Annotated in this window: 18 protein-coding genes, 1 pseudogene and 1 other annotated feature; of the genes and pseudogenes, 15 read left to right on the forward strand and 4 right to left on the reverse strand. The window is 56.7% G+C overall.

The window, feature by feature from the left end:
• The first annotated feature begins 6 nt into the window (after window positions 1-6).
• The 8 genes and pseudogenes from ACFVTJ_RS24265 to ACFVTJ_RS24300 all read left to right on the forward strand — a co-directional run.
• Window positions 7-1,743 carry a xanthine dehydrogenase family protein molybdopterin-binding subunit gene (locus ACFVTJ_RS24265; protein ID WP_386911081.1) on the forward strand — a complete coding sequence of 579 codons (1,737 nt, stop codon included), beginning with the start codon at window positions 7-9 and terminating at the stop codon, window positions 1,741-1,743.
• Window positions 1,743-2,765, forward strand: coding sequence for a xanthine dehydrogenase family protein molybdopterin-binding subunit (locus tag ACFVTJ_RS24270; RefSeq protein WP_386911082.1), 1,023 nt, complete (start codon window positions 1,743-1,745; stop codon window positions 2,763-2,765). Before ACFVTJ_RS24265 ends, ACFVTJ_RS24270 begins: the two co-directional genes overlap by 1 nt.
• A 7-nt stretch (window positions 2,766-2,772) precedes the next feature.
• Window positions 2,773-3,654 carry an AAA family ATPase gene (locus ACFVTJ_RS24275; protein ID WP_386911083.1) on the forward strand — a complete coding sequence of 294 codons (882 nt, stop codon included), beginning with the start codon at window positions 2,773-2,775 and terminating at the stop codon, window positions 3,652-3,654.
• The gene (locus ACFVTJ_RS24280; protein WP_386911084.1) at window positions 3,651-4,865 is read left to right on the forward strand and encodes a VWA domain-containing protein; all 1,215 of its coding nucleotides are present in this window, start codon (window positions 3,651-3,653) and stop codon (window positions 4,863-4,865) included. Before ACFVTJ_RS24275 ends, ACFVTJ_RS24280 begins: the two co-directional genes overlap by 4 nt.
• Window positions 4,831-5,679, forward strand: a complete 849-nt coding sequence (locus ACFVTJ_RS24285) for an MBL fold metallo-hydrolase (protein WP_386911085.1) — start codon at window positions 4,831-4,833, stop codon at window positions 5,677-5,679. The genes ACFVTJ_RS24280 and ACFVTJ_RS24285 overlap by 35 nt, the downstream gene beginning before the upstream one ends.
• A 60-nt stretch (window positions 5,680-5,739) precedes the next feature.
• The gene (locus ACFVTJ_RS24290; protein ID WP_386911086.1) at window positions 5,740-7,170 is read left to right on the forward strand and encodes an aldehyde dehydrogenase family protein; all 1,431 of its coding nucleotides are present in this window, start codon (window positions 5,740-5,742) and stop codon (window positions 7,168-7,170) included.
• Window positions 7,171-7,231: 61 nt separating this feature from the next.
• A complete protein-coding gene (locus ACFVTJ_RS24295; protein ID WP_386911087.1) occupies window positions 7,232-8,188 on the forward strand; it encodes an XdhC family protein in 957 nt (318 codons plus the stop codon).
• A 211-nt stretch (window positions 8,189-8,399) separates the two neighbouring features.
• A pseudogene (locus ACFVTJ_RS24300) lies at window positions 8,400-9,254 on the forward strand (transposase); the annotation flags it as partial.
• Between the two features lie 30 nt (window positions 9,255-9,284).
• Here the strand turns inward: ACFVTJ_RS24300 and ACFVTJ_RS24305 are convergent.
• Window positions 9,285-9,926, reverse strand: a complete 642-nt coding sequence (locus ACFVTJ_RS24305) for a TetR/AcrR family transcriptional regulator (RefSeq protein ID WP_386911088.1) — start codon at window positions 9,924-9,926, stop codon at window positions 9,285-9,287.
• A 67-nt stretch (window positions 9,927-9,993) separates the two neighbouring features.
• Between ACFVTJ_RS24305 and ACFVTJ_RS24310 the strand changes: the two genes are divergently transcribed.
• Window positions 9,994-10,521 (forward strand): DinB family protein, encoded by a 528-nt coding sequence (locus ACFVTJ_RS24310; RefSeq protein WP_386911089.1) that lies wholly within the window; start codon window positions 9,994-9,996, stop codon window positions 10,519-10,521.
• A gap of 21 nt (window positions 10,522-10,542) precedes the next feature.
• Here ACFVTJ_RS24310 and ACFVTJ_RS24315 read toward each other — a convergent pair whose 3' ends face one another.
• Complete coding sequence (locus ACFVTJ_RS24315; RefSeq protein WP_386911090.1) at window positions 10,543-11,151, reverse strand: recombinase family protein; 609 nt, start codon at window positions 11,149-11,151, stop codon at window positions 10,543-10,545.
• Between the two features lie 95 nt (window positions 11,152-11,246).
• Between ACFVTJ_RS24315 and ACFVTJ_RS24320 the strand changes: the two genes are divergently transcribed.
• The 3 genes from ACFVTJ_RS24320 (at window position 11,247) to ACFVTJ_RS24330 (ending at window position 18,781) form a co-directional block, all read left to right on the forward strand.
• Window positions 11,247-14,144: a Tn3 family transposase gene (locus ACFVTJ_RS24320; protein ID WP_386911091.1), complete on the forward strand. Its 2,898-nt coding sequence runs from the start codon at window positions 11,247-11,249 to the stop codon at window positions 14,142-14,144.
• Between the two features lie 33 nt (window positions 14,145-14,177).
• Window positions 14,178-17,345 carry an ATP-binding protein gene (locus ACFVTJ_RS24325; protein WP_386911116.1) on the forward strand — a complete coding sequence of 1,056 codons (3,168 nt, stop codon included), beginning with the start codon at window positions 14,178-14,180 and terminating at the stop codon, window positions 17,343-17,345.
• A gap of 204 nt (window positions 17,346-17,549) precedes the next feature.
• A protein-coding gene (locus tag ACFVTJ_RS24330) for an IS3 family transposase (protein WP_386911092.1) occupies window positions 17,550-18,781 on the forward strand; the annotation gives its coding sequence in 2 pieces (ribosomal slippage) (window positions 17,550-17,841 and window positions 17,841-18,781; 1,233 coding nt in all).
• Window positions 17,834-17,950: a sequence feature (AL1L pseudoknot), on the forward strand. (Overlaps the previous gene by 117 nt.)
• A 1-nt stretch (window position 18,782) precedes the next feature.
• Here the strand turns inward: ACFVTJ_RS24330 and ACFVTJ_RS24335 are convergent.
• The gene (locus ACFVTJ_RS24335) at window positions 18,783-19,382 is read right to left on the reverse strand and encodes a DUF2971 domain-containing protein (protein WP_386911093.1); all 600 of its coding nucleotides are present in this window, start codon (window positions 19,380-19,382) and stop codon (window positions 18,783-18,785) included.
• Between the two features lie 48 nt (window positions 19,383-19,430).
• Entirely contained in the window at window positions 19,431-20,132 is a 702-nt protein-coding gene (locus ACFVTJ_RS24340; protein ID WP_386911094.1) for an MgtC/SapB family protein, read from the reverse strand.
• Between the two features lie 241 nt (window positions 20,133-20,373).
• On the opposite strand from ACFVTJ_RS24340, the gene ACFVTJ_RS24345 reads away from it, so the two are divergent.
• The 3 genes from ACFVTJ_RS24345 to ACFVTJ_RS24355 all read left to right on the forward strand — a co-directional run bounded on the left by ACFVTJ_RS24345 (window position 20,374) and on the right by ACFVTJ_RS24355 (window position 25,412).
• Window positions 20,374-20,883: a YqhA family protein gene (locus ACFVTJ_RS24345; protein WP_386911095.1), complete on the forward strand. Its 510-nt coding sequence runs from the start codon at window positions 20,374-20,376 to the stop codon at window positions 20,881-20,883.
• A gap of 234 nt (window positions 20,884-21,117) precedes the next feature.
• Window positions 21,118-22,263 carry an efflux RND transporter periplasmic adaptor subunit gene (locus ACFVTJ_RS24350; protein ID WP_386911096.1) on the forward strand — a complete coding sequence of 382 codons (1,146 nt, stop codon included), beginning with the start codon at window positions 21,118-21,120 and terminating at the stop codon, window positions 22,261-22,263.
• A complete protein-coding gene (locus ACFVTJ_RS24355; RefSeq protein WP_386911097.1) occupies window positions 22,260-25,412 on the forward strand; it encodes an efflux RND transporter permease subunit in 3,153 nt (1,050 codons plus the stop codon). Before ACFVTJ_RS24350 ends, ACFVTJ_RS24355 begins: the two co-directional genes overlap by 4 nt.
• The last annotated feature ends 2 nt before the right edge of the window (window positions 25,413-25,414 follow it).

Here is a 25,414-nt window from a genome sequence, read left to right on the forward strand (position 1 = left end):
GATGTCATGAGCTCGATTGAATTTCGAAAAGACCTGTTCGCCGACGAGCGTGACGACACCCTCAAAGAGATCGGCAAGCCGACGCGTCGCCAGGACATTCTCGGCCATGTCACCGGACGCTCGCCCTTCTTCGACGACCATCTGTTCGAAGGGCTTCTGCACCTGAAATGTGTCCGCAGCCCGCATCATCATGCGCGCATCCGTAGCATCGACATCAGCGTTGCCGAAAGAATGCCGGGTGTGAAACGAGTCCTGCGCGGTAGCGACGTGCCGGTCAATCTGAACACCCTTTTGGGCATCATCGGCTTCGGCCGTGACGATGAACCTGCGCTTGCGACAAAGAAAGTCACATACGTCGGCGAGCCGGTTGTCGCTGTTATCGCGGAAACGGAACGTCTCGCGAGGGAAGCCTGCGCCGCAGTGCGCGTCGAATACGAGGTCATCCCGCATGTCCTAGATGTCGAGGAGGCGCTGCAGCCCAACGCGCCGGTGGTGAACGAAGCCTATCCCGACAACGCTTTCGAATTCCATGACAGGTACGATCATCAGAAGATCCGCTTCGGCGATGTCGAGGCGGCATTCGCACACGCGGACCACGTTCTGGAAGGCCGTTACCAGATGTCGCCGATCGAGCAGGCCCCGACGGAGACGTGTGGCGCGATTGCGGCGCCGGAAACCAACAATCGCTACGTCTGCTACACCTCGACGCAGGCTTTGTTCTTCTCGCTCGGCACGGCGGCCAAAATCTTGGACATCCCTTCAAACCGTCTGCATTTTATTGGCGGAACGGTAGGTGGCGGATTCGGGGGCAAGGTCGACAGCCTGCATGAGCCCCTCGCCATTCTCGGCTGCATCCTGACCGGGCAGCCTGTTCGTTACTTGTGGGACCGCTACGAGGAGATGCAGGTCGGAGCGCCGCGCGGAGCGGAACGCTGGTATCTCAAGGACGCGATTGGTCGCGACGGGCGAATCATCGCACGTAAATTTACCGGCTACTTTGATTCCGGCGCTTACACGCGTCTGTCCAGCTATGCGATCCTCAAGGCGGCCGGACATCTGCCTGGACCGTACACCATCCCCAATGTATCCGCCGACGTCTACTGCGTGTTTACCAACCGCACACCAGCTACGGCGATGCGCGGCTTCGGTATTACAGCCGTCGATTACGCTATCGAATGCCATATGGATAAGGGCGCCGAACTGGTCGGCATGGATCCGTTGGAATTCCGGATACTCAACTCCTACCGCGATGGCGATATGAAGGCGCATCGGCGGTTGGCCAAAAACACGGCGTTGATCGAATGCGTTCAGGTTGCGGCGGAAAAGGGTAATTGGCCAATCCAGCAGCAGTTCAAGGCGGATTCGAGCCTCAAGGGCGGCGGTGGCAAGCGGGCAGAATTGCCCGCCGCGACGCGAACAGACGAGCTTGGCAAGCCCGGCGCACGACGCCGTCGGGAGAGTCCGGCACCGCAACATGGCAAGGGTGTGGCGTCGTCCAGCGCGAGTACCTTGCGACCGTTGGCTCAGCCATCGCCGCAGCCCGCGTTTGCACCACCTCCGCCCCAGAATTTGCCACCACCGGTCACCTCGCCGCTGGCTGGCCCCTTGCAGGCAGCGGCGTCAGCTCCTCCGCTGGCACCCGCCGTCGAGAAGCCATATTCGCCGGACGAGCCGTTCCAGCGTGGTGTCAGCCGGCCGGGAGGTACACGCTTTCCGTCTGTTTCAGGTTTTAGGAGACGCTAATGGCCTTGCATCGTGGACGCGGCTTCGCCGCAATCAATTATCCGATCGGCATGAATCTAGGTGGTGACCCGTCTCAGGCACTGGTCCATTCCAGCCCGGACGGAAAGTTCACCGTTGCCCTCAGTTCCATTGATCTCGGTCAGGGCATGAAGTCTGTGGCCCGCCAGATTGCCGCCGAAACTCTCGGCGTTCCGGTTGCGGACGTCTATGTCGATACGGCTGACAGCGACACCGGCGCTCATTGCATGGGGAGTTTCGCCTCGCGCGGGACCCACCGCGTTGGGAACGCCGTCATCGAGGCCTCGAGAGAAGCTCGCGGCGTGATGATGGAAGCGGCGGCCCGCGAACTGGAAGTCGCTGTCGGCGATCTTGAGACCGATGGATCCGGAAACATTCACGTCAAGGGCGCTCCCTCGCGTTCGATCTCGACGGGCGCGGCCTGCGCGGCTGCTCAGTTCAAGCACGGCAAAACGGTATCCGGGCGTGGCATATTCCTTATCCCCCTGTCCTCCGTCGATGCCGATACCGGCGAGATGACACCGGTCACCTGCTTTGCCCATGCGGCGATGATCGTCGATATCGAAGTGGACGACGAGACAGGTGAGGTCAACGTTCTCGAGATGAACTCGGCCTATGAGGTTGGTCGCGCACTCAATCCCAAGCTCGTCGAACAACAGTTGGTCGGCGGCGCCTGGATGGGTCTCAGCCACGCCCTTTGGGAGACGACGGAGCCCTATTATCCGGCGCGAGATCATGGCCCGACCGACTTCAACGAATATACGATGCCCGGTCCGGCCGACATCGTCCCGCATAACATCGCCATTCTCGAGCGTCCGGCGCCCGACGGCCCATACGGTGGCAAGGGGCCTGGCGAGATGTGCGCCAATCCTGTCCTGCCAGCGATCGCCAACGCCGTCTATAACGCAGTTGGAGTGCGCGTAGACGAACTGCCGATAACGCCTGAAAAGGTACTTCGCGGCATCCTCGCAAACGGGGGCGCGCGCCCTCGCCATCGTCACTGAGGTCGCCATGCCCGTCCGTCGCAGCATTGCCGGCATCGATTCTCCCGTTGCGCTCGAAAATGCGCTGGCCGATGCGCAATACGTCGCCAATCCCGATCTGGCGACCGCATCCTACCTTGCACTGGCGCTCGGCAAGCCTCTATTGCTGGAGGGCGCGCCGGGCGTCGGCAAGACTGAGGCCGCAAAGGCTCTCGCGTCGATCCTCGGCCGCAAGCTGGTGCGCTTGCAGTGTTTCGAGGGCATCGATTCCTCCGCGGCGCTCTACGAGTGGAACTATCCGCGTCAGATGTTGGCGATCCGCCAGGCAGGCAACGACTATGTCAACATCTATACCGACGAGTTTCTGATTTCCCGGCCGATGCTCGAGGCGCTGAGGGAGGGTGAGCAGACCCTGCTGCTGATTGACGAGGTGGACCGCTCTGACCACGAATTTGAAGCCTATCTGCTGGAATTCCTGTCGGACTTCCAGATTTCCATTCCCGAGCGCGGGACTGTGCGGGCGAACGGCCGACCGGTCGTCGTACTGACCTCGAACAGGACGCGTGATCTTCACGAAGCTCTGCGCCGGCGCTGCGTATACCACTGGATTTCCTATCCGGAGCCGGCTCGCGAGGCACAGATCGTCATGGCACGGGCAGGTTCGGTAGCACGCAGCACGGCCGATGCGGTGGTCGCCTCCGTTAATCGCCTGCGTGCAGAGCCCCTGTCCAAGCCGCCCGGCGTCGCTGAAACGATCGAATGGGCCGAGGCGGCAAGCTTGCTGGCCGACCAAGGCAATCCTTGGCCGGCGGCATTCCGACGTTCGATCGGTGTGGCGCTGAAGGATCACGAGGATCTCGAATTCGTTGGCAGCCGGATCGAGGCCTTCATCCCGGGAGCAAGCGCATGATGGGCGTTGATCAGCTTCCGGTCCCGATTACGCATTTTGTACGGTTCACCGGCATCCTACGCAACAACGGTTTTCCGGTTTCGCCCGAGCAGACTATGGGCTTCATCAAGGCAATCGGGCTTCTCGGTCCTAATCGGATCGACGACATACATCAGGCGGCGATCGCCATGCTCGCCCCGCCGATCGAGCGCCGGGGTGAATTCGACGCGCTGTTTCGCAATCATTTTCAGGGTCAGGTGATCGAAGCGGCTGCCTCGGAAGCTGACGACGATGAAGAAATCCGGGTTCAGGACGCGCGAGAGGGAAGCATGGAGCCGCCGCAGGCGGACGAGGTGAATACTGTCGGTGGCGAGGCGACCTCGGCCGAGACGCTCACCTTGCGTGTGTTTGCGGACATGAACGAAGCAGAAGCTGTGCGCGCCTTCGCCCGGATGGCCGGGGAGCGGCTCCCCCGGCGTCGATCCCGGCGCATGATGGCGGGGCGAGGCGAAGGCTTCGATCTGCGCAGGAGCTTGCGGCAGGCGGTGCGCTTCGATGGAGAGCTCTTGCGCCTGTCGGAGACGCGACGCCGCACGACCCTGCGCCGCATCGTCCTGTTTCTCGACGTCTCCGGTTCGATGAAGGAGCAGACGGAAGCCATGCTCCGGTTTGCTCATGCCCTGGTACGCGTGGGTTCCGCCGCAGGCGCGGGGGTAGTCGAAGTCTTTACGATTGGCACGCGTCTGACTCGAATCACGCCCGCCCTGAAGGCGCGCAACCGCACGGTGGCGCTCGACGGCGCGTCCGCTCTGGTCGCCGACTGGGACGGGGGCACGCGGCTCGGCGACGCCATGGCTGCGTTCATGGCGGTGCCCCGCTTTGCAGGTTTCGCGCGGGGAGCTTCCGTGGTCGTCATCTCCGACGGCCTCGAGCTCGGCGAGACCGATACGCTCGAACGCGCCGTCCGCCGCATGTCGCAACTCGCATGGCGGCTAGACTGGCTGACACCGCTTGCGGCAGACAGTGCTTTCGAGCCTCGCACGGCGGCGCTGCAAGCCATAATCCCGTCGCTCACCAGTCTTGGCGACGGCTCCCGAATCCAGGTCGTGTGCGAGCATGTGCTTTCAATGGCCCGAAAATCTCACTTCAATCCGCAGCAGGGTTCGAACCCTCGTCAACAATGGAGGAAAAACATCTATGGCACTGGAAATTCATCTGCTCGATTTCGGTGATATCGAACTGGAAACCAGCTTTCTCGTCCTCGGTCTCGAATGTGGCCGCACGAGACGCGTACCGGTCTACGGATTCTTGATTCTCGGCGGGAAATATCCGGTCGTCGTTGATACTGGCTACCGCGACAACGCGATCATGGAATCGCTTGGCATGCGCGGGCTTCAGTTCCACGACAACCTGATCGAAAATCAGCTCGCCAAGCACGGCGTAAGGCCGGGCGACGTACGATACATCGTCCACACGCACCTGCATATCGACCATGCTGGCAAGGACGACGTGTTCCCGATGAATACGACAGTTGTCGTCAATCGTCGCGAACTCGAATGCTCTGTGTCCGGCATCATGCATCCACAATACCCGAAGCCCGACATCCAGCATATGATAGAGCGCCTTCACACCAAGGATGCGCTACGTCTGACGGACTTGGAGATCACCGGCGCCGAAGAGATTATTCCAGGCGTCTGGGTCGAGGCGGCCAATGCCCACACCGAAGGTTCGGCGAATGTCATTGTCGAAACGGCTGACGGCCTCGCCTGCATCTGCGGCGACGTCATCTATGACTTCAACGATCAGATCGTCGCTGATCGCTGGCGCGTTAACGACATGGAGCCGCGTGTCACCGGCAATCATGCCGGGTCGATCCGTGGCGAGAAGGCGGCGATCAAGAAACTTCTCAACAACTACCGCTACCTGCTGCCTATTCATACGCCGCCAGCAAAGATCGAGAATGGCAAGGTCGTCGCCCGCCTCGGGATGACCGTGCCAGGACCGATAACGCAGTCGATCACTGTGCCCGAATGGCGCCCGGTCTGAAACTGGCTATGCGCGGACGCGCCAGTGGCGCGTCCGCTTTTGCCTCTACGGAGAAACGAAATGCGTCCTCTTTTCATTGGTGGAAACCGTGTTGATACACCGGACACCCGATCGAACATCAATCCATCGAACCTGAACGATGTCATCGATCATTACTGCGTTGCCGATGCCAAGCTCACCGAACGGGCGATAGATGCGGCGGTGGAAGCATTTTCGGCATGGTCGGTTTCCGACATCCAGCTTCGCCACGACGTATTGCGTCGCACCGCCGATGAAATATTCGCCCGTCGGCACGAACTCGGCAATCTTCTCAGCCGCGAGGAGGGAAAGACGCTGAAGGAGGGCATCGCGGAGGTTACACGGGCGGCCAACATCTTCTGGTTCTTTGCCGGCGAAGCGCTCAGGGCGACCGGCGAGATCGTTCCCTCCGTCCGGTCCGGTGCGACTGTGGAAATTACTCGCGAGCCAGTTGGTGTCATCGGGATCATATCGCCTTGGAATTTTCCGATCGCGATTCCGGCATGGAAGATTGCGCCAGCGCTCTGCTACGGGAATACAGTGGTTTTCAAACCTGCTGAGCTGGTTCCAGGCTGTGCTTGGGAAGTAGCTGACATCCTTCACCGTGCTGGGTTACCTGCGGGCGTGCTGAATTTCGTTTATGGCCCGGGCTCCGTCGTAGGGCAGGCGATCCTCGACAGCCCCAAAGTCAATGCCGTGTCGTTTACGGGTTCGGTCGACACTGGAAAAAGGGTTGCCGAAGCGTGCGCGCGACACATGCGTCGCTGCCAGCTCGAAATGGGCGGCAAGAATCCCTTGGTCGTGCTGGACGATGCGGATCTGGAAAATGCGGTGGAATGTGCAATCGATGGGTCGTATTTCTCGACAGGTCAGAGATGCACGGCTTCGTCGCGGCTAATCGTGACCGAGGGCATCTATTCACGTTTCGTCGAAGCCTGTGTGGATCGTCTGAATGGCCAGCGGATTGGCGATGCGCGTGACCCTAACACAACCATCGGTCCGGTCGTCGATCAGAGCCAGCTCGATCAGGATATAGACTACATCGAGTTAGGGCGTCGAGAGGGAGCTAATCTGCGCTGGGGCGGTTTGCGCCTTTCCGCGGTGTCGGAAGGATTTTACCTCCAGCCCGCGCTTTTCATCGACAGCGGCCCTCATATGCGGATCAACCGGGAGGAAATCTTCGGCCCGGTCGCATCAGTCATTCGCGCCCGGAATTATGAGGAAGCGCTTTCGCTGGCCAATGACACACCGTTCGGCCTTACAGCGGGAATCTGCACGTCGAGCTTCAAGCACGTTCAGCACTTCAAACGTCATGCGCAGGCGGGAATGGTCATGGTGAACATGCCGACGGCCGGCGTGGATTTTCACGTACCATTCGGGGGCAGCAAGGGATCGAGTTTAGGCCAGAGGGAGCAGGGGACGTATGCCCGTGAATTCTTCACGCAGGTCAAAACCTCATACCAGCGTCCTTAAATGAGGGCAGAGATATCATTTCAGATTTCGCGAGTGACTTAAGATAATCAAGGAGCTGACGATGTCGACGACCGCTTCGCGTCACGGTCAATTCGATGATTACGTCATCGATTTCGCCGCCGAGAGACTGCTTATGGGACAGAGGGTTGCTCTCGTAACCCTTGTTGCTATCGACGGTTCGTCGCCCAGACCATTAGGCGCTCAGATGGCTGTGTCTGAAACAGGTGATTGGACCGGATATCTTTCCGGTGGTTGTGTCGAGAGGGCAGTTGTCACGGAAGCTTTGGATGTCCTTTCGGCCGGCCAGGACCGGCGTGTCCGGTATGGGAAAGGGTCCAAGTATATCGACATCCAACTTCCGTGCGGAAGTGCGATTGAACTCTACTTCCATGTGGATTTTGCCCCCGAAGCGATCCTGTCGGTGAGTAAAAATTTGCAGGACCGTTGTTCGACATCGATATCGATACCTAGCGAACTCAACGGGAAGAGCATTACACGCGTATACACGCCCGCGCGCCGGCTCATTGTAGCGGGACTGGGCCCCGCAGCCGTACAGCTTGCGATGGTCGCCAGTATCAGCGGATTCGAAACCGAGTTGCATTCGCCGGATCAGCCAACTCTGGCTGCAGTCGTTAATGAAAAAATCAGAATCCATACACTTTCCATCGGGCGCACCCCAGACTTTAAAGCTGATGAGCGAACGGCTTTTGCCTTCATGTTTCATGACCATGAATGGGAGCGCGATCTGATTCCAGCCGCGCTCGCGAGCGGCGCCTTTTACATAGGTGCCTTGGGCAGTTTTCGGACCCATATAAAAAGAATTGAAAGTCTTTCTGCTCTTGGTTTCGACAGGAATGTTCTGGACCGCATAAGTGGTCCAGCTGGCTTGCTGCCGGCGAGGAAGAGTGCGTCGGATATTGCCGTCTCCATTCTTGCGGAGATTATGCAAGCGGACGCTGCATTGCAGAGGCCACTGATCAGTAGTGAACACATAAATGGATCTCATCAGGTTGATTAGGTTTTTTTTAGGGAAGAGCAATATGTCGCAACCCAATTTGCCGATCGCAGCGTTGGTGCTCGCAGCCGGCAAGTCCAGTCGAATGGACCGGGGGCAGTCACACAAGTTGGACGCCTCTAAAAACCCCCTTTTTCGCTTATTTGTTGATTTCCGCGCAGAAGTGAGCCGGTGGGGGTGCGGACGAAAACTTGGACCACCAAGGAGGTAGTTCATGTATTCCTACGCAGACAGGCTTCGAGCCGTTGAGCTCTACATCCGGCTGGGCAAGCGACTGAACGCGACGATCCGCCAACTGGGATATCCCACAAAGAATGCATTGAGGGGTTGGTACCGGGAGTACGTCGAGAACCGCGACCTGCGTGTCCAAGCGGTGGCTCGAGCGCCAAAATATTCCGAGGCCCAAAAGCAGGCCGCCCTTGAGCACTTTCGTACCCATGATCGTTGCATCTCCGCGACGATGAGGGCGCTCGGCTATCCCGGTCGAGGAACTCTGACCGCATGGGTTCGTGAGGCGTTTCCGGAGACGCAGACTTCCCTGGTCGGTCGATCATGGCATCCGGGCTATAGTGAGAAGGTGCGGCAGGCTGGTGTCATCGGGCTATGCGGTGGAGATGAAACTGCTCAACAGGTCGCTGACCGGCTGGGCGTCTCAAGGCCGACATTGTACAGCTGGAAAGATCAGCTACTCGGTCATGAGGCTCCTTCATCCATGAAACGCCGCAATGCCAGCCCCAAGGTGCCTGAACGTGAAGAGCTTGAGCGACAGCTTGAAGCCCTCCAGCGTGATGTCCGCCAGTTGCAACTCGAGCATGATCTCCTGAAGAAGGCCAACGAACTCATAAAAAAAGACCTGGGCGTCGATCTGCAGATCCTGAGTAATCGGGAGAAGACCCAGCTGATTGACGCCCTTAAAGAAGTTTATCGCCTGCCAGAGCTGCTCGCTCAGCTGCGAATTGCCCGAAGCTCCTACTTCTACCACCGCGCTCGGATATCTCTGGCAGACAAGTATGCCGCCGTGCGCCTGAGCCTGACGGAAATCTTTGAAGCGAACCGTCGTTCCTATGGGGTCGGTTCAGGCTGAGGGCGAAATGACACTCTAAGCGGTCTTCTTGGTCGCGCTATCGTTGCCAAGATATAGGCTCACCAGGCAAACAAGCTCACGCTGCATCGCCGGGTCATCGATGCTCCCCCGGCGCGCTGCGTTATGGATCACCCCGTCTATCGCATCCGAAATCACGCGGCCCGCGACATTGTCGGCCTCGGTGGGCGCGCGCTTTCGGTAAGTGGCGACTGCCTGTGCGTAGTAAGAGAGATATTCAATCTCAAATTTGGTGTGGGGGTTTCGATACTCTTCGGAGCTGGGAGCTTCGTCCAGCAGCACACGGTGCAGGCCCGGATAGACGCTATGGGCCGCGACTACGGCCCGCACCAGCTGCGCGGCAAAGTCTGCCGGCGATAACCCGTCTGCACGGACGTTGCGCATCACGGCCATGCTGTCATCCAGATGACGGTGGCGGATCGCATCGACCAAAGAGAGCTTATCGGGGAAGTACTGGTAAAGCGAGCCGATGCTGACGCCGGCCAGCTCAGCTATCCTGTTCGTCGTAAACGCCGCCCATCCTTTATCACTTAGAATGCGAGCACCGGCCAGGACGATCGTTTCAACTGTTGCGCGGGATCGGGCCTGTCGCGGCTCCTTGCGCATCACGGATCGCTGTTTTGCAATGCGAGTAGACAAAAAGCTATCCCCGTAGAAAATGTGAAGGACTTGCTCACATTTTTAACCCTCGAGAGGATCGGTGGCAATGAGTGTTATACTCCAAACGCTTTACGGCTATCATGCTTGGGCAAACGTCGATTTGTTCAACAAGCTGGAAGGCGTAGACCCTGAAAAACACGGAACAGAGCTGCAAACGGCTCTTCGACTTATCAGCCATTATTACGTAGTCTCGCGGATATTCGCCGGCCATCTGCAAGGCGTCCCGCATGGCTTCATGTCCGATAATCTCGAAGAAATCCCGGCGCTGAATGATCTGAAAACCGCCGTCACGTCCTCTGACCAATGGTATCTTGATTATCTCCGTACAGTCTCTCCCGCTACCCTCTCCGAGGCCGTGGCCTTCACCTTCACCGATGGCGACAAGGGCTATATGACCCGAGAAGAAATGCTGGCCCATGTTGCTCTGCATGGCGGCTATCACCGGGGGGAAGTCGGCCGCATTCTCTGGCAGCTCTCCATCACTCCGCCCTGGGACACTTTCGCCGTCTACCTTCATCAAGCCGATCCCGCGCGGCGATTACAGGGTGAGCGGCCGCCTATACCGGTTAGCTGAGGAGTAATTCGTGAATGCCACTCACATGTTTTCAGCAACACTTCGCTTTGCGATATCTCCAACTGTATTTTTGCTGATCCCAAGATCACGGGCGATCCAGCGGTAGCTGCGGCCTTCAGCAATCAACGCCATTACCTTTGGCGCGAGGCGATCTGACTTGGGACGCTCCCCGACTTGGCGACCAAGCATTTTGCCCCGCGCCTTCGCAGCGGCGAGTCCAGACTTTACCCGCTCACTGATGAGGTCACGTTCGAATTCTGCAATGCCGGACAGGAATGTCGCGAGCATGCGGCCATGTGGCGAAGACAAGTCGAACGCCATCCCGTTCATGGCGATGACCGAGACTTTCCAGCTTTCCAGTTCGCGAAGGGTATGAAGAAGATCGACCGTCGATCGGCCCCAGCGAGACAACTCAGTAACGAGCACCGCGTCAATTTTACGAGCCTGGGCCAGTGCCATCACCTTTCGTCGCTCGGCACGGTCAAGTTTAGCTCCCGATCCGGTTTCTTTGAATATCGCGGCCACCTCGTAACCGGCGCGGTCGGCGAAAGCAGCCAGGTCGCGCTCCTGCCGCTCGCATGACTGGTCGGACGTCGAAACGCGGCAGTAGATGACGGCGCGCTGTCCCAATTGAACCCTCGTGGATTTTGGTGCCGGAAGGCCTTGATTTATAAGGGCTGATTGTTGTCCAGAACAGACTATACTTCAATAGGGACAATTGCGGCATGCCAAGGCGACATATTCTCACCGAGCGACAGCGCTCGGCACTCTTCGATCTGCCAACCGATGAATTGTCACTGCTTCGGCATTACACACTGGGCGACGACGATCTTGGACACATCCAGGAACGCCGCAGGCCGGAGAACAGGCTGGGATTCGCCCTGCAGCTTTGCACGTTGCGATATCCAGGGCGCGCGCTGGCTCCGGGCGAGGTGATCCCGCATGAGGTCCTGTCGTTCATCGGGACCCAGCTTGGTGTCCCGGCCGATGCGCTTCTCATCTATGCCGCACGACGGCAGACCCGCCAGGAGCATATGGATGCGTTGCGCGAGATCTACGGCTACAAGACCTTCGCGGGTCGTGGTGCCCGTGATTTGCGAGACTGGCTTTTCGACCAGGCTGAAGAGGCGCGCTCGAACGAAGATCTCGCTCAGCGTCTGGTCGCGCGTTGTCGTGAAACTTTGACGATCTTGCCAGCGGTATCGACAATCGAGCGACTATGTGCGGACGCGTTGGTCGCCGCCGAACGGCGGATCGAGACGCGGATCGCGGAAAAGCTCGACAATAACGCACGCGAACGGCTTGATGGGCTGCTGACCGAACTACTCGATGCCAATGTCAGCAGGTTCATCTGGCTTCGCCAGTTCGAAGTCGGCAATAATTCCGCAGCGGCGAACCGGCTGCTCGATAGGCTGGAATTCCTGCGCGGCCTCGCTCTCGATCCGCAGCTGATCGCCGGCATCCCGCCGCACCGTGTCGCACGCCTGCGTCGGCAGGGCGAGCGCTACTTTACCGATGGTTTGCGGGACATCAGCTCTGATCGACGCCTGGCGATCCTTGCCGTCTGTGCCGTGGAATGGGAAGCGGCGATCGCCGATACGGTGGTCGAGACCCATGACCGGATCGTCGGGAAGACCTGGCGCGAGGCGAAACGGCTGCATGAAGAACGGATTGCCGATTCGAAGGCAACTGTCACCGATACGCTCCGCGCCTTTACCTCTCTGGGATTATCCCTGCTAGAAGCCCGCAATGATGGTGTTCCGCTGGAAATGGCGGTCGCCAAATCGGCTGAATGGGGTCGGCTCGAACAACTGGTCGCGACCGGTGCCCAGCTCAGCAATACCTTGGCGGACGATCCATTGGCTCATGTCGGACAAGGATATCATCGCTTCCGCCGTTACGCGCCGCGCATGTTGCGGTGCCTTAAGCTCAAAGCAGCATCGGTAGCCCAGCCCTTGATTGCAGCCGCAAAAGCCATTGGCGAAATGCAAGCATCACCATCGGCGACCGACAGTTTCTTGCGGCCGAATTCGAAATGGCACCGCCAATTGAGAGCACAAGACCAAGGCGACAATCGCCTTCGGGAGGTAGCGGTCCTGTTCCACCTGCGGGATGCCTTCCGATCCGGTGACATCTGGCTCGACCATTCGCGCCGCTATGGCGATCTCAAACAGGTATTGGTACCGATGACCGCGGCACGGGCTAACACAAGAATGGCAGTGCCCCTCGATCCGCAAGTATGGCTGATTGATCGAAAGGCTCGGCTCGCCGATGGCCTGAAAAGACTTGCACGAGCAGCGCGCGACGGAACAATCCCTCGTGGCAGCATCGAGGATGGAACGTTGCGTATCGACCGGTTGACGGCTGACGTTCCGGACAGTGCCGAGGAACTAATACTCGATCTCTATCGCCGGATGCCGCCAGTTCGGATCACCGACATCTTGTTGGAGGTTGATGCTGCGCTCGGGTTCACCGAAGCCTTCACTCATCTGAGAACCGGGGTTGCATGCGGTGACCAGGTCGGCCTTCTCAATGTTCTGCTCGCAGAAGGGCTGAATCTGGGACTGCGGAAGATGGCGGAGGCCACGAACACGCATGATTACTGGCAGCTATCCCGCCTTGCCCGGTGGCATGTCGAAAGCGACGCAATGGACCAGGCACAAGCGACCGTGGTGGCTGCGCAGGCAAAGCTGCCGATGTCCCGGTTCTGGGGCATAGGCACGACAGCATCGAGCGATGGCCAGTTCTTCCCTTCGGCCCGGCAGGGCGAGGCGATGAACATGGTCAACGCCAAGTATGGAAACGAAGCCGGCCTCAAGGCTTACACTCACGTCAACGACCAGTTCGCGCCGTTCGCGTCACAGACTATTCCCGCGACAGTCAGCGAGGCCCCATACATCCTTGACGGTCTGCTCATGAACGAGGCCGGCCGTCAGGTTCGCGAGCAATATGCCGATACGGCTGGCTTTACCGATCACTTGTTTGGGACCAGCAGCATGCTCGGATACCGCCTAGTCCTGCGCATCCGGGACCTTCCGTCGAAGCGGCTGTACGTGTTCAATCCCGATGCGACACCCAAAGAATTGCGCAAGCTGGTAGGCGGTAAAGTCCGCGAGGAACTGATCGTTGCGAACTGGCCTGACCTTTTCCGCTGTGCCGCCACTATGGCCGCCGGCAAGATCAGGCCCAGCCAACTCCTGCGCAAGCTCGCTTCCTACCCGCGCCAAAATGATCTCGCGGTCGCGCTGCGGGAGGTCGGCCGTATAGAACGCACACTCTTCATTATAGAGTGGATCCTCGATACGGACATGCAGCGGCGCGCCCAGATCGGACTCAACAAGGGCGAGGCCCACCACGCTCTCAAGAATGCGCTGCGCATCGGTCGCCAGGGAGAAATCCGTGACCGAACCACCGAGAGCCAACATTACCGCATCGCCGGTCTAAACCTGCTCACCGCAATCATCATCTACTGGAACACCCTCCATCTCGGCCATGCAGTCGCAGAGCGCCGGAATGAAGGACTTGATGTGCCGCCCGAACTTCTGGCGCACATCTCTCCGCTGGGTTGGGCGCACATACTGCTGACCGGCGAATATCTCTGGCCCAACGGCGCAAAGGCTTAAAGTGTCATTTCGCCCCCAGCCGGAACCAACCCCATTGTTGCTTCACTTTTCATCGTCCTAGGCGTGTTCGCCTGCTGGCACCTGATACAGAAGCGCGACGCAATCATAGCCGGCGACTACTTTCGCCCGTTTGATTTGACTAACTGGTTTAATCTGGCCGCCTTTGCGGTTGGCGGAGCGTTTATATGGCTTGTCTTCCACCATATCTACGTCGCGAGTTTCGGGATTTCACTCAAAAGCATCTCGCTCAAGGATATCGAAATCACCCCTAAGGCGGCGGGTGAGGAATCAATCCTAAATCGTCACATGGACGAGATCATATACTTTTTCCAGTCGACGAAATATGACCTCGTGGTCATCGAAGATCTTGATAGATTTAACGATGCCGATATTTTCGTTACTCTTCGTGAGATCAACAGCCTGGTAAATACCAATTTAGGCAAGAAGAGAAAAGTCCGTTTCCTTTACGCCCTTCGTGATGACATATTCGTCAATACGGATAGAACAAAGTTCTTCGAATTTATAATTCCTGTCATACCTATCATCAACAGTTCGAATTCTATCGATATGGTATTGGAGCAGGGCAAGCGGCTGTCGCTCGACAGCAGGCTAGACAAACAATTTCTGCGGGAAGTTTCGAGATACCTAGATGATCTCAGATTAATTCAAAACATATTCAACGAATATGCAATATACGCAGCTAGCCTCGAAACAGATGACGAAGTCAATCTAAACGCGAACAAGCTGCTAGCAGTCTTGATTTACAAGAACGTGTTCCCCAGTGATTTTGAGAAACTCCACCGCGGCAAAGGCAACCTTGCACAAGTTCTTCATAGCCACGACCGCTACATCGCTGCTAGCGAAGCCCGCTACGCCGCTGAGATCTCCGAGATTGAGAAACTCGTGGACCTGAGCGAAAAACAACTGCCGGCCCACCTGAACGAATTACGCAGGATTTATGCGATGGCTTTAATAGAGCAGCTTCCTGCGAACTATGGAAGTATCTCGTCAGATCAAAGCAACTACATTCCAGTAGCTGATTTGGTCAAACACGAGCGACTTGAGGATTTTCTTAATGCAAGCCAAGTTTTCGTTAGAAATCCAAACGGATACCAGCAGAAAGTATCGCTGTCTGGTTTCCAGAACGACGTGAATCCGAATAGGACATTTCAGCAGCGAAAGAAAGATGTCGAAAATAAAGCCGCGTCATTTAGGAGCGCCGCGTCCAAGAAGCTTCAGGATCTACGGGCAAAGCTTGCTAATGTTCGGATGGCAAAATTTAATGAAATAGTTCGGGAGAGTTTGGACGAACTGGATGACATTTTTGGAGTTTTTGGGGATCGCGCCGAATTGGCTCGGTTTCTAGTTCTCGAAGGATTCTTGGACGATACCTACTACCAATATACGTCGTTATTCCACTCGGGACGCCTTTCGCCGAGCGACAATAAGTTTCTGATCCGGATTCGTAGCTTCAGTAATCCGGATCCTGATTTTCAGATTGATAACCCTAAGGAAGTCATTGCCGCAATGCGCGACGAGGACTTCAGCCGGAACTACGTGCTTAACGTTGAGGTCGTCGACTGCCTGCTTTCTGATCCATTGTTGTATGAGACGCAAATAAAAAAGCTGCTCGGATTCATCGCATCCGATTTTGACGACTGCGGGGATTTTTTTGCGGCCTACTATAGCCGCGGGCGCGGGGTGCCAACGCTGATCACGAGGCTCACGCGATCGTGGCCAGATTTCGTGACAGCTGCGATAAATAGCTCCGCCAACCTTACACATGTGGCCCGCATCATAACCCATCTGACTGAAACCAATTTAAAGAGTATCGCTGGCAAAAATCCAGCGCTGGCTGAATTTGTGTCTAAGAAGCTGCCCGACGTTTTGGCTCTCGGGATCGATTTTCCCCCTGAACGGTTAGAGCTTCTCGGAATTGAGGCCACCGATCTGTCTGCGATAGACCGTCATCCCGGTTTCATACGCGTGATATTCGACCGGGGGCTCTATGAGCTATCCATCGAAAACCTAGATTTCATATTCCGAACCGTCCTCGGTATTAAGGCTGACGCCAGGGCGCGGGAGCAGAGCTATACCCTGGTGCTTGAGGCAGACAGCGGGCCGCTTCTAGCTAAGGTAAACGGCCATTTCGGTGACTATCTGGAAAATGTTCTCCTTCGTCTGCCGGACAATCGCTTTGAAAGCGTTTCGGCCATTCTAGGTGTCATCGGTCGAGGAGATGTCGATCGTGAGTCGGTGGTAGCCTTCCTTGAAAAGCAGGCGATTTTACTACCGATATTGGATCAAGTTCCTCCGAATCTCCATGTGGTGCTTTTCAGGATCGAGAAGATCGAGCCGACCTGGGGCAATTGCCTGTCTTTCCTCGGTAGCGAAAGCTTCGACGCAGATATCCTCACGCAATTCTTAAACAGACCCGCCACGTTGGCAGCGCTTGCGGATCACGACGTTCCAGATGGGGACCAGGCACGCCCGTTGCGCAACTTCATCATCGAGAATGATCATCTGAGCGCGCAAGCTTATGCCTCTTACGTCGGGGCTCTCCCGAGGGCCTTCAGCGCATTCCCAAAACATCTTGGCTCGGAAAAGACGGGAATCTTGGTTGATTGCAAACGCGTAAGCTTTTCAGCCAAGAATCTCTCCCATCTTGGCAGCGACCTTTCGTTGGGCGTCAAATTCGTGGCGAACAACATCGACGAATTCTTTAAGGTCGAGGAGGAGTGCGAACTGGAGGACAACTTCCGAGAGAAGTTGTTAGAATCAAACCTGACCGACGAAAGTCGACTAAAAATAATTCGCGCGATGGACCTGAGTTTACTGGCGGGAGCACCAGCCCGCGCAGCGCTTATTGGAAAGATTCTGTCTCGCACTGGAATTGTTACGGAGAACTTGGGAATGGACGCCGCCCGTGAGGTTATCCTGAAATCCCACCCTTTCGAGACCCAGATACTGTTGTTCAATATGCTTCATGAGAAATTCGATGACGACCAGGTGCGGGAGATATTGAAAGCGCTTCCGGACCCACTGCCCGAGATCAAGCCGGGATGGGTAACGCCGAAGCTTCAAGGCAATGAAGCGAACCTGAAATTCGTTACGTGGTTGAAAAGTCGAGGGTTCATTTCGTCGTGGAAGCAGGGCGGGCTCTTCGACAACGACATACGTATGAACCTATTCAGGAAGTGAAGATCTGGCGCAAGTCGGGATCGTACTCGTAACCCTGAAATGCTCGGACGCCTTCCGGCTGCAGCGGTTGGTTGCCGCAGCCATAAGGCCACTGGCTGCTATCGAACGAGTTTGAAATTGAGCGCTGAGTTTAGATCCCGTCACACCAACGGATTGAACCGCCCCGGCTTTGCCGGAGACCCCAACTCGTGAGAAGTAGGGTCTATGACAAGCAAGACGACGAACAAATTCTCTCCTGAAGTCCGCGCCCGCGCCGTTCGGATGGTGACGGAACATGAAGCCGAACACTCATCGCGCTGGGCGGCGGTATCATCGATAGCTGCCAAGATCGGCTGCTCGGCGCATACCCATCATGAATGGGTGAAGAAGGCCGAGGTCGACAGCGGCAAGCGTGCGGGTTTGCCGAGTGACGTGGCGGAGAAGATGAAGGCTCTGGAGCGGGAGAACCGCGAGCTTCGTCAGGCGAATGAGATTTTACGCAAGGCCTCGGCGTATTTTGCCCAGGCGGAGCTCGACCGCCCACTGAAGCGATGATTTCCTTCATCGACGAACACCGCTCGGTGCTCGGGGTCGAGCCGATCTGCAGACTGCTGCCGATTGCCCCGTCCACCTATTATGAGGTCATCGCCAAGCGCACAGACGTGGACCGCCTGTCGGCCCGCGAACGCAATGATATTGCCATGAAAGTCGAGATACGCCGGGTGTTCAACGAGAACTTCCAGGTCTATGGCGTGCGCAAGGTCTGGCGGCAATTGCAGCGAGAAGGTTACGACATCGCCCGCTGCACCGTCGCTCGGCTTATGAGAACAATGGGGATTCAAGGCGTCATTCGCGGCAAGCCGATCAAAACCACCGTGTCGGACAAGTCCGCTCCATGTCCACTAGACCGGGTGAATCGACACTTCTTCGCTCCAGCGCCGAACATGCTGTGGTTATCCGATTTCACCTATGTCGCGACCTGGCAGGGCTTCGTTTACGTGGCCTTCGTCATTGATGCCTTCGCACGCCGTATCGTCGGTTGGCGGGCGAGCCGGACTGCCCATGCGGGCTTTGTGCTCGATGCCCTCGACCAAGCACTTCATGACCGGCGACCCGTCAAACGGGGCGGGCTGGTTCATCATTCCGACCGCGGCTCGCAATACGTGTCAATTCGCTATTCCGAACGGCTGGCGGAGGCGGGCATCGAGCCGTCCGTCGGGAGTGTCGGCGACAGTTACGACAACGCTCTCGCCGAAACGATCAACGGCCTTTACAAGGCCGAGGTCATCCATCGACGAGGACCGTGGCGAAACTTCGAAGCCGTGGAGTTCGCCACTTTGGAATGGGTCGATTGGTTCAACCACCGACGCCTTCTGGAGCCCATCGGCAACATACCGCCAGCCGAGGCCGAAGAACGATATTACGCCATGCTGGACGCGCCAGCCATGGCCGCATAACTTAAACCATACGGTCTCCGGTAAAGCCGGGGCGGTTCACCAGTTCGTGGGCCGATTGATCGACGTCATCATCTGACAACACCACTTTTGCTCGGATGGCCGCCAGCCAATTGGCAACGAACTCTTTAGCGAGCAGAGCTTTTTGCGATTGTTCGTAGATGCAGCGTATGAGCCTAAATTCTGCCCTTGCGGCGATTTTCTGCAGTTCGTTGGCCACAAAACCAAGGCATATACCGCCACCGCCACTATAGCCTCGCCATTGGCTGAGCAGGTCATCGTCTTCCGCAAATGAAACCGTATAGACAAATCCTTGCCGGTATATCTCTACCAGCTCGATAGCCCGAAGAAGTACCCCTTTTTCGGTGGGGCCTGCGTGGCCCGCTTCAGAACCAAGTTCTTCGGTCAGATAGCGGAGACCGTAGGAAAATTCTTCCGAGTCGTTAAGATAATGAATGTTGGTCGCCCATATCGCTTTTTGAGACACGATACCAAGATACCCGGCGAGCGTTGTGTAGTGGAAAAGTCGAGGTCGTGGGGTCGCGGAATGGGACCCGTTTGAATTCGGCATCAAAGCAAAATGATCTTTGATTGTGTAGGTCATCTCATTGCTCCGGCTAGAGGATATGCAAATCGACGTGGCGTCTCCAAACTACGTGAAGGTGCAGTAAAGAATGTTTGGCGACAAGCTGAGAGATTGCACAAGAACGCTCATGACTTCGTTGTTAACGTCATCACCTGATATAGTGACATCAATGGTGACGGTCCTATCCAGTGAATTGACGCGCCGTGCGAGCGATGTAACTGTTAGTTGATGGTCGCGCGTTTGGCTCATCAAACTCGACCGGACCTCGCTTTCGCCTTCCGTGGTCGTGCGGACCTCGACCCTGCGCCGTTGTGACTCGACTGGGTGTTGTGGAACAATGCGCTCGATGAGCCGAACAACTCTGGGGGAGGTTATGTTGATCAACAAGATCAGAAGCGTTGCCTCAGCAGCCTCGAAAATTTCTCCATAACCCGCGAGGACGCCGATCGCTCCCGTAGCCCATATTGTCGCCGACGTGCTCAACCCGCGAATGTTGAGGCCGTCGCGCATGATCAGTCCTGCGCCAAGGAAGCCTATCCCCGTCACCACCTGACCTCCCATGCGGATATCCTCGTTAACTTCGAGGATGGCGGGCAGGGCGCAGTAAGCCGCTGCGCCAAAGGCGACAAGCGCGTGTGTTGTCAGCCCGGCCGTGCCCTGTCGCCACTGCCGCTCCAGCCCGATGATCGTTCCAAGTACGACAGCCGCCACCAGACGGATTGATATCGACAGCGTGTCATAGAGCCAAGGGAGGAAGTCGTTTATCAAGAGCGTCACCAGGAGGTTGTTGTACGCGCTGCCAATCGAAACTTCAGATATTGGGAAAACCTTTTATCACAGAATCTCGGTCGCGATTGAAGGGAACAATTCTATCGGTTTCCGGTCTTCGATCATTTCCTCTGAACAAGTGTTCTTGATCTTCCACTGAGAACTGAGGCAGACTGTCACGAGCCGAAGTGGAAGCGCCGGGAATTCGACGGCTCTTCAGCGCCTTCCGGGAGACGATTCGATGCTGTCATTTCTGCTGAGTCTTCGATACGTCATGGGGCTTGCGTCTGTCGGCGTGATTGCCGCGTCTTTTCTAATGTTCTGGGAGGGCTTGCTGGCGATTGGCAACGCCTTTGTTCAGGTGCGTGTAAACCCGGATCAGGCAATCATTGCAGCAGTTCTGCAGGGCGTGGACAAATTGTTGTTCGCCATCGTTCTCGTCATTTTCGGATGCGCCATAACCGTCGGATTTGTGGTCAGCCCCAGGGCGCCGTGGAAAGCGCAGCTTCCGCGCTGGATGGTCATCGAGGACGTGGCGGAGCTCAAAACCCTCTTTTTCCAGATGATTATTCTCTATCTCGTCGTCCATTTCGTAACGCTGGTTGCTGAGTTGGAGGACATGCCAGACTGGAATGCACTTGTCCTACCCGTTTCCATTATTCTGCTTGCCGCTGCAATGAAGATTATCGCTACAACATCCGCCCACGGCCCGTCAGCCCACGTGGACTTCACCGACGGCGGAAATCGATAATAAGCGGACACCAGGAATAACCCATTACTTGTTATTGTTGCGAGAGCGCTTTTTCCCTATCGTGATACACGTTTAAGTGATATCTGATATAGTGTGTTGCGTGCCAGGCTCAGCCGTAAGTGCTTAAATCTTCGGAAATTTAGACGTGCATCGCGGACGTCCGCAAAACTTCCAGGCCAAGATCGATCGTCGTCAGTTTATCTGACTGCCAGTGTGATTGAGCGTGAGTTTTAAATGCGTAATCGTGACTTTTTCACTATCGGAAACTTGCGAGGGTTTTGCACGGTCGCATTGATCTCAGCCCTCCCTTTCGGTCTGAGCGCGCAATCCCTGCAGAGTGTCGAGGTACTGCCCGTCCAATTGGTGAATGTGGCCCCGAAGTTCGAATTCGTGGGCCGCGTCGAAGCCGAAAATTCGGTCGATATACTTGCCAGGGTGCCTGGATTCATCAGGGAGCGACTATTCGAGGAGGGCCAATCGGTCACCACGGACCAACCGCTTTTTGTGATCGAACAAGAGAACTATCAACTGGCTCTCGACGATGCGCTAGCCTCACGAGACGCTGCGCAATCCAATTTCGTCAATGCCGAACAAAGCCTCAGTCGAAACCTGTCCCTTGCCAGGGGCAGCGTTTCTCAAGCGGCTCTTGAACAAAGTCAAGCTGCCCGCGATTCCGCCGCCTCCAGCCTTCGCTCCGCAGAAGTGAAGGTAAATCAGGCAAAGCTGAACCTCAGTTATACGAGAATTTCCTCTCCGATTGCGGGAAGAATAGGCGTATCGAATGTTGCTGTGGGGGGCTTCGTTGGCAATGCCACCACCGTGCTTGCCCGCGTGGTGCAGATGGACCCTGTTCGCGTTGTTTTTTCCGTCAGTGATCGCTCCATTCTCGACCTGCGTGCCGCTGCTGGTGGGGCTTCCAAGGAAGAACTCGCAAAGCACTTCAGGACAAGCCTGCGTCTTTCTAACGGACAGGTTTACATTCAGTCTGGCCGGATTGAATTTCTGGACAATCAGATTGACCTGCAGACGGGGACCTTGCCGATCAGGGCTTCGTTTTCGAACCCGGATGCTTTGCTGCTGCCCAACCAGTTCGTGACGGTCGTTGTGAGTGAAAATGCGCCGGCGATGAAGCCCGTGGTTCCGCAGGAGGTTGTACAGCAAGACAGAGACGGAAAATACGTGCTGTTGGCTGGTGTGGGCGACAAGGCGGAACTGCGTCGTATCAGGGCCGACAATCAAATGTCAGGAAACTGGATCGTCGAAGACGGCCTTGAAGGGGGTGAGCGGCTCATTACCGGAAACCTTCAGAGTGTCGCTGAGGGCATGCCGCTCAAGGTGATGCCCGCAACCGATCTCGGTAGCACGGGAACGAAGCCATGATTGGCCCTGGAAGCTTTATCCGGCTTCCCCGTTTTGCAATGGTGATTGCAATCGTTATGGTGATTGCAGGCGCCCTTGCGATGACGCAGATCCCGGTCACGCAATACCCTCCGATCACACCTCCCGAAGTGCAGGTCTCAGCGAGTTACCCTGGCGCCAATGCCACTGTCATGGCTGAAAGTGTTGGCGCGCTGATCGAGGAGCAGGTGAATGGCGTTGATGGCATGCTTTACATGTCTTCATCCAGCACCAACAATGGCACCTACTCCCTCACCGTGACATTTGCGGTGGGGACAGATCCCGAGATAGCACAGATCAACGTACAAAACAGGGTGGCAACGGCAACGCCGCGCTTGCCGGCGGTCGTTTCGCAAACCGGCGTCACCGTTAGAAGCCGGTCGTCGAGCATGCTGATGGGGGTTGCCATCTACTCCCCCAAAGGCACGCGGGATGAGCTTTTTGTCAGCAATTATGCCTCAATCAACATCAGAGATGCATTGGCTCGTATCTCAGGTGTCGGCGATGCCGGTGTCTTTGGTCCTGCCTACAGCATGCGCATCTGGATGAATCCGGATCGCATGGAAGCACTTGGTGTCACGGCGGCCGATCTCAGTACCGCGGTTCAGTCCCAAAACGCTCAGGCTTCGGCAGGTCAAATCGGATCACCGCCAACCTCAGATAGCCAGCAACTGCAACTTACCATTCTGGCAAAGGGTCGATTGAGTGAACCCTCGGAGTTCGGAAACATAGTTGTCCGGACCAATTCCAATGGCGCAATCGTCAGATTGCGGGATGTGGCGAGGGTCGAGCTTGGTGCTCAGTCCTATGATACCGTATCGACGTTCAACGGAAAGCCGAGCGCGACCATCGTTCTATATCAGTCGGCAGATGCGAACGCCTTGTCCGTTTCACAAGCTGCGAGAGCGGAACTGGAGCGTTTGCAGCAGCAATTTCCGGAGGACATCGCATATACGGTCGTCTTCGATACGACGAGTTTCCTCAACGCGACGATAGAAGAGATCATCATAACCCTTGCGATCACATTTGTTCTGGTGGTCGCTGTCGTCTACGTCTTCCTGCAGGATTGGCGGGCGACAATTCTCCCGACGCTGACAATTCCGGTTTCGTTGATTGGTGCCTTTACCGTTCTCTATTTCATTGGCTACTCGGCCAATACAATCACCCTGTTTGCCATGGTGCTGGCGATCAGCCTCGTTGTCGACGATGCGATTATCGTTGCGGAAAATGCGCAGCGCATCATGCAGGAAGAAGGGCTGTCGATCACTGACGCGACGCTCAAGACAATGGAACAGGTGACGGGCCCAATCATCGCAACGACGCTCGTTCTTGCTGCGTTGTTTGTTCCGGTGTCGTTTTTGCCGGGAATAACCGGGCAGCTCTACCGCCAGTTTGCAGTCACGATTTTGGTCACGATCAGCTTTTCGACCATCAATGCCCTCACGCTCAGCCCGGCACTGTGCGCCATGCTTTTGAAGCCGCCGGCGACCAAGCGAGCAAAGGTCTTCGAGCGGTTCAATACGGGGTTGGCTTGGATCAGGGATTTTTATGTCCGGATGCTGCTTGCGCTGTCGAGGCGTGTCATCGTGTCGATCGTGATCATTCTGGGGATCTTTGCCGGGACCTACGCGCTGGTACGGGTCTTGCCAACCGGGTTCATTCCCTCGGAGGATCAGGGGTATCTTTTTGCGAACGTCCAGCTTCCCAATTCCGCTGCCATAGGGCGTACGCAACAAACCGTGTCGCAGGTCCAGACAATTCTCCGGAATACGCCAGGTGTTGAAAACGTCATCGGTATTTCAGGCATGAGTCTCATCGGGGGCGGCGGATCGAACGCTGGCATGGTGATTGCCGCGTTGAAGCCCTGGAGCGAGCGTAATTCAGACGAAAGTGCGGATGCCATTCTGGGGAAACTGCGGCGCGAATTTACCGTTTTCTCCAACGCTTCAGTCGTCGCATTCAATCCCCCTGCCATTCCTGGCCTTGGTACCACGGGCGGGTTTGATTTCCGGCTGCAGGCACTTGATGGGCAGGAGCCCGGCGAACTTGCTCAGGTCATGAGGGGTCTCATAGGCAAGGCAAATCAGACCTCAGATCTTGCTGGCGTATTCAGCACGTTTTCTGCCGACGCTCCACAATTGTTCATGGACATCGATCGCAACCGGGCCGAACTCTATGGCGTGTCACCGGCAGCGATCTTCAGCGCTGCGCAGGCGCAGCTTGGTTCAGCCTACATTGATGATTTCAATCTCTCGTCCCGAGTGTTTCAGGTGCGGCTCCAAAATGATACGCAATTCCGGTCGCGCATTGAGGACATTCAACGCCTGAGAGTGAGATCGTCAAACGGGGCATTGGTTCCGATCCAGGCTGTGGCATCCGTTTCCACGATATACGGTGCAAGCTCAATCAGTCGTTACAATCTTTTCCCGGCTGCATCGATCAATGGTCAGCCGGGTCCCGGTGTCAGCACCGGGGAGGCACTTGTCGCGATGGAGAACGTTGCAGCTGAGACCCTTCCGTCAGGGTTTGGTTTCGAGTGGACAGGGTTGGCGTTGCAGGAACGTCAGGCCGGCGCGCAAACCGCGCTGCTGCTCATCATGGGAATAGTTTTCACCTACCTGTTCCTCGTCGCCCAATATGAAAGCTGGTCGGTCCCACTCGCGGTCATACTTTCTGTGTGTGCTGCAGCGGCAGGTGCATTGAGCAGTCTTCTGATCGCCGGTCTGGATTTGAATGTTTACGCACAGATCGGGCTTGTGTTGCTGATCGGTCTTGCGGCAAAAAATGCGATCCTCATCGTTGAATTCGCCAAGGAACGGCGCGAGGCCGGACTGGAGATCACTGAGGCTGCCAGACTTGCCACATACCAACGTTTCCGGCCTGTGTTCATGACGGCAATGGCCTCGGTACTGGGTGTCCTTCCGCTGGTCTTTGCGACCGGGGCCGGAGCGGCCAGCCGTCAGGCGATTGGCGTCTCGATCTTCGGCGGCCTGTTGGTTGGCACCCTGGTGGGCATCCTGATTATCCCGCTTCTCTACGTCCTTGTTCAGACGGCGCGCGAAAGGGTGAAGTCTTCCTGGTTTGGAGTAGGCGTGCAATCCAAACATTCGACAACAGTCGGAGGGGAATGAAG

The organism is Agrobacterium sp. NPDC058088 (assembly GCF_042885035.1).
GTDB lineage: Bacteria > Pseudomonadota > Alphaproteobacteria > Rhizobiales > Rhizobiaceae > Agrobacterium.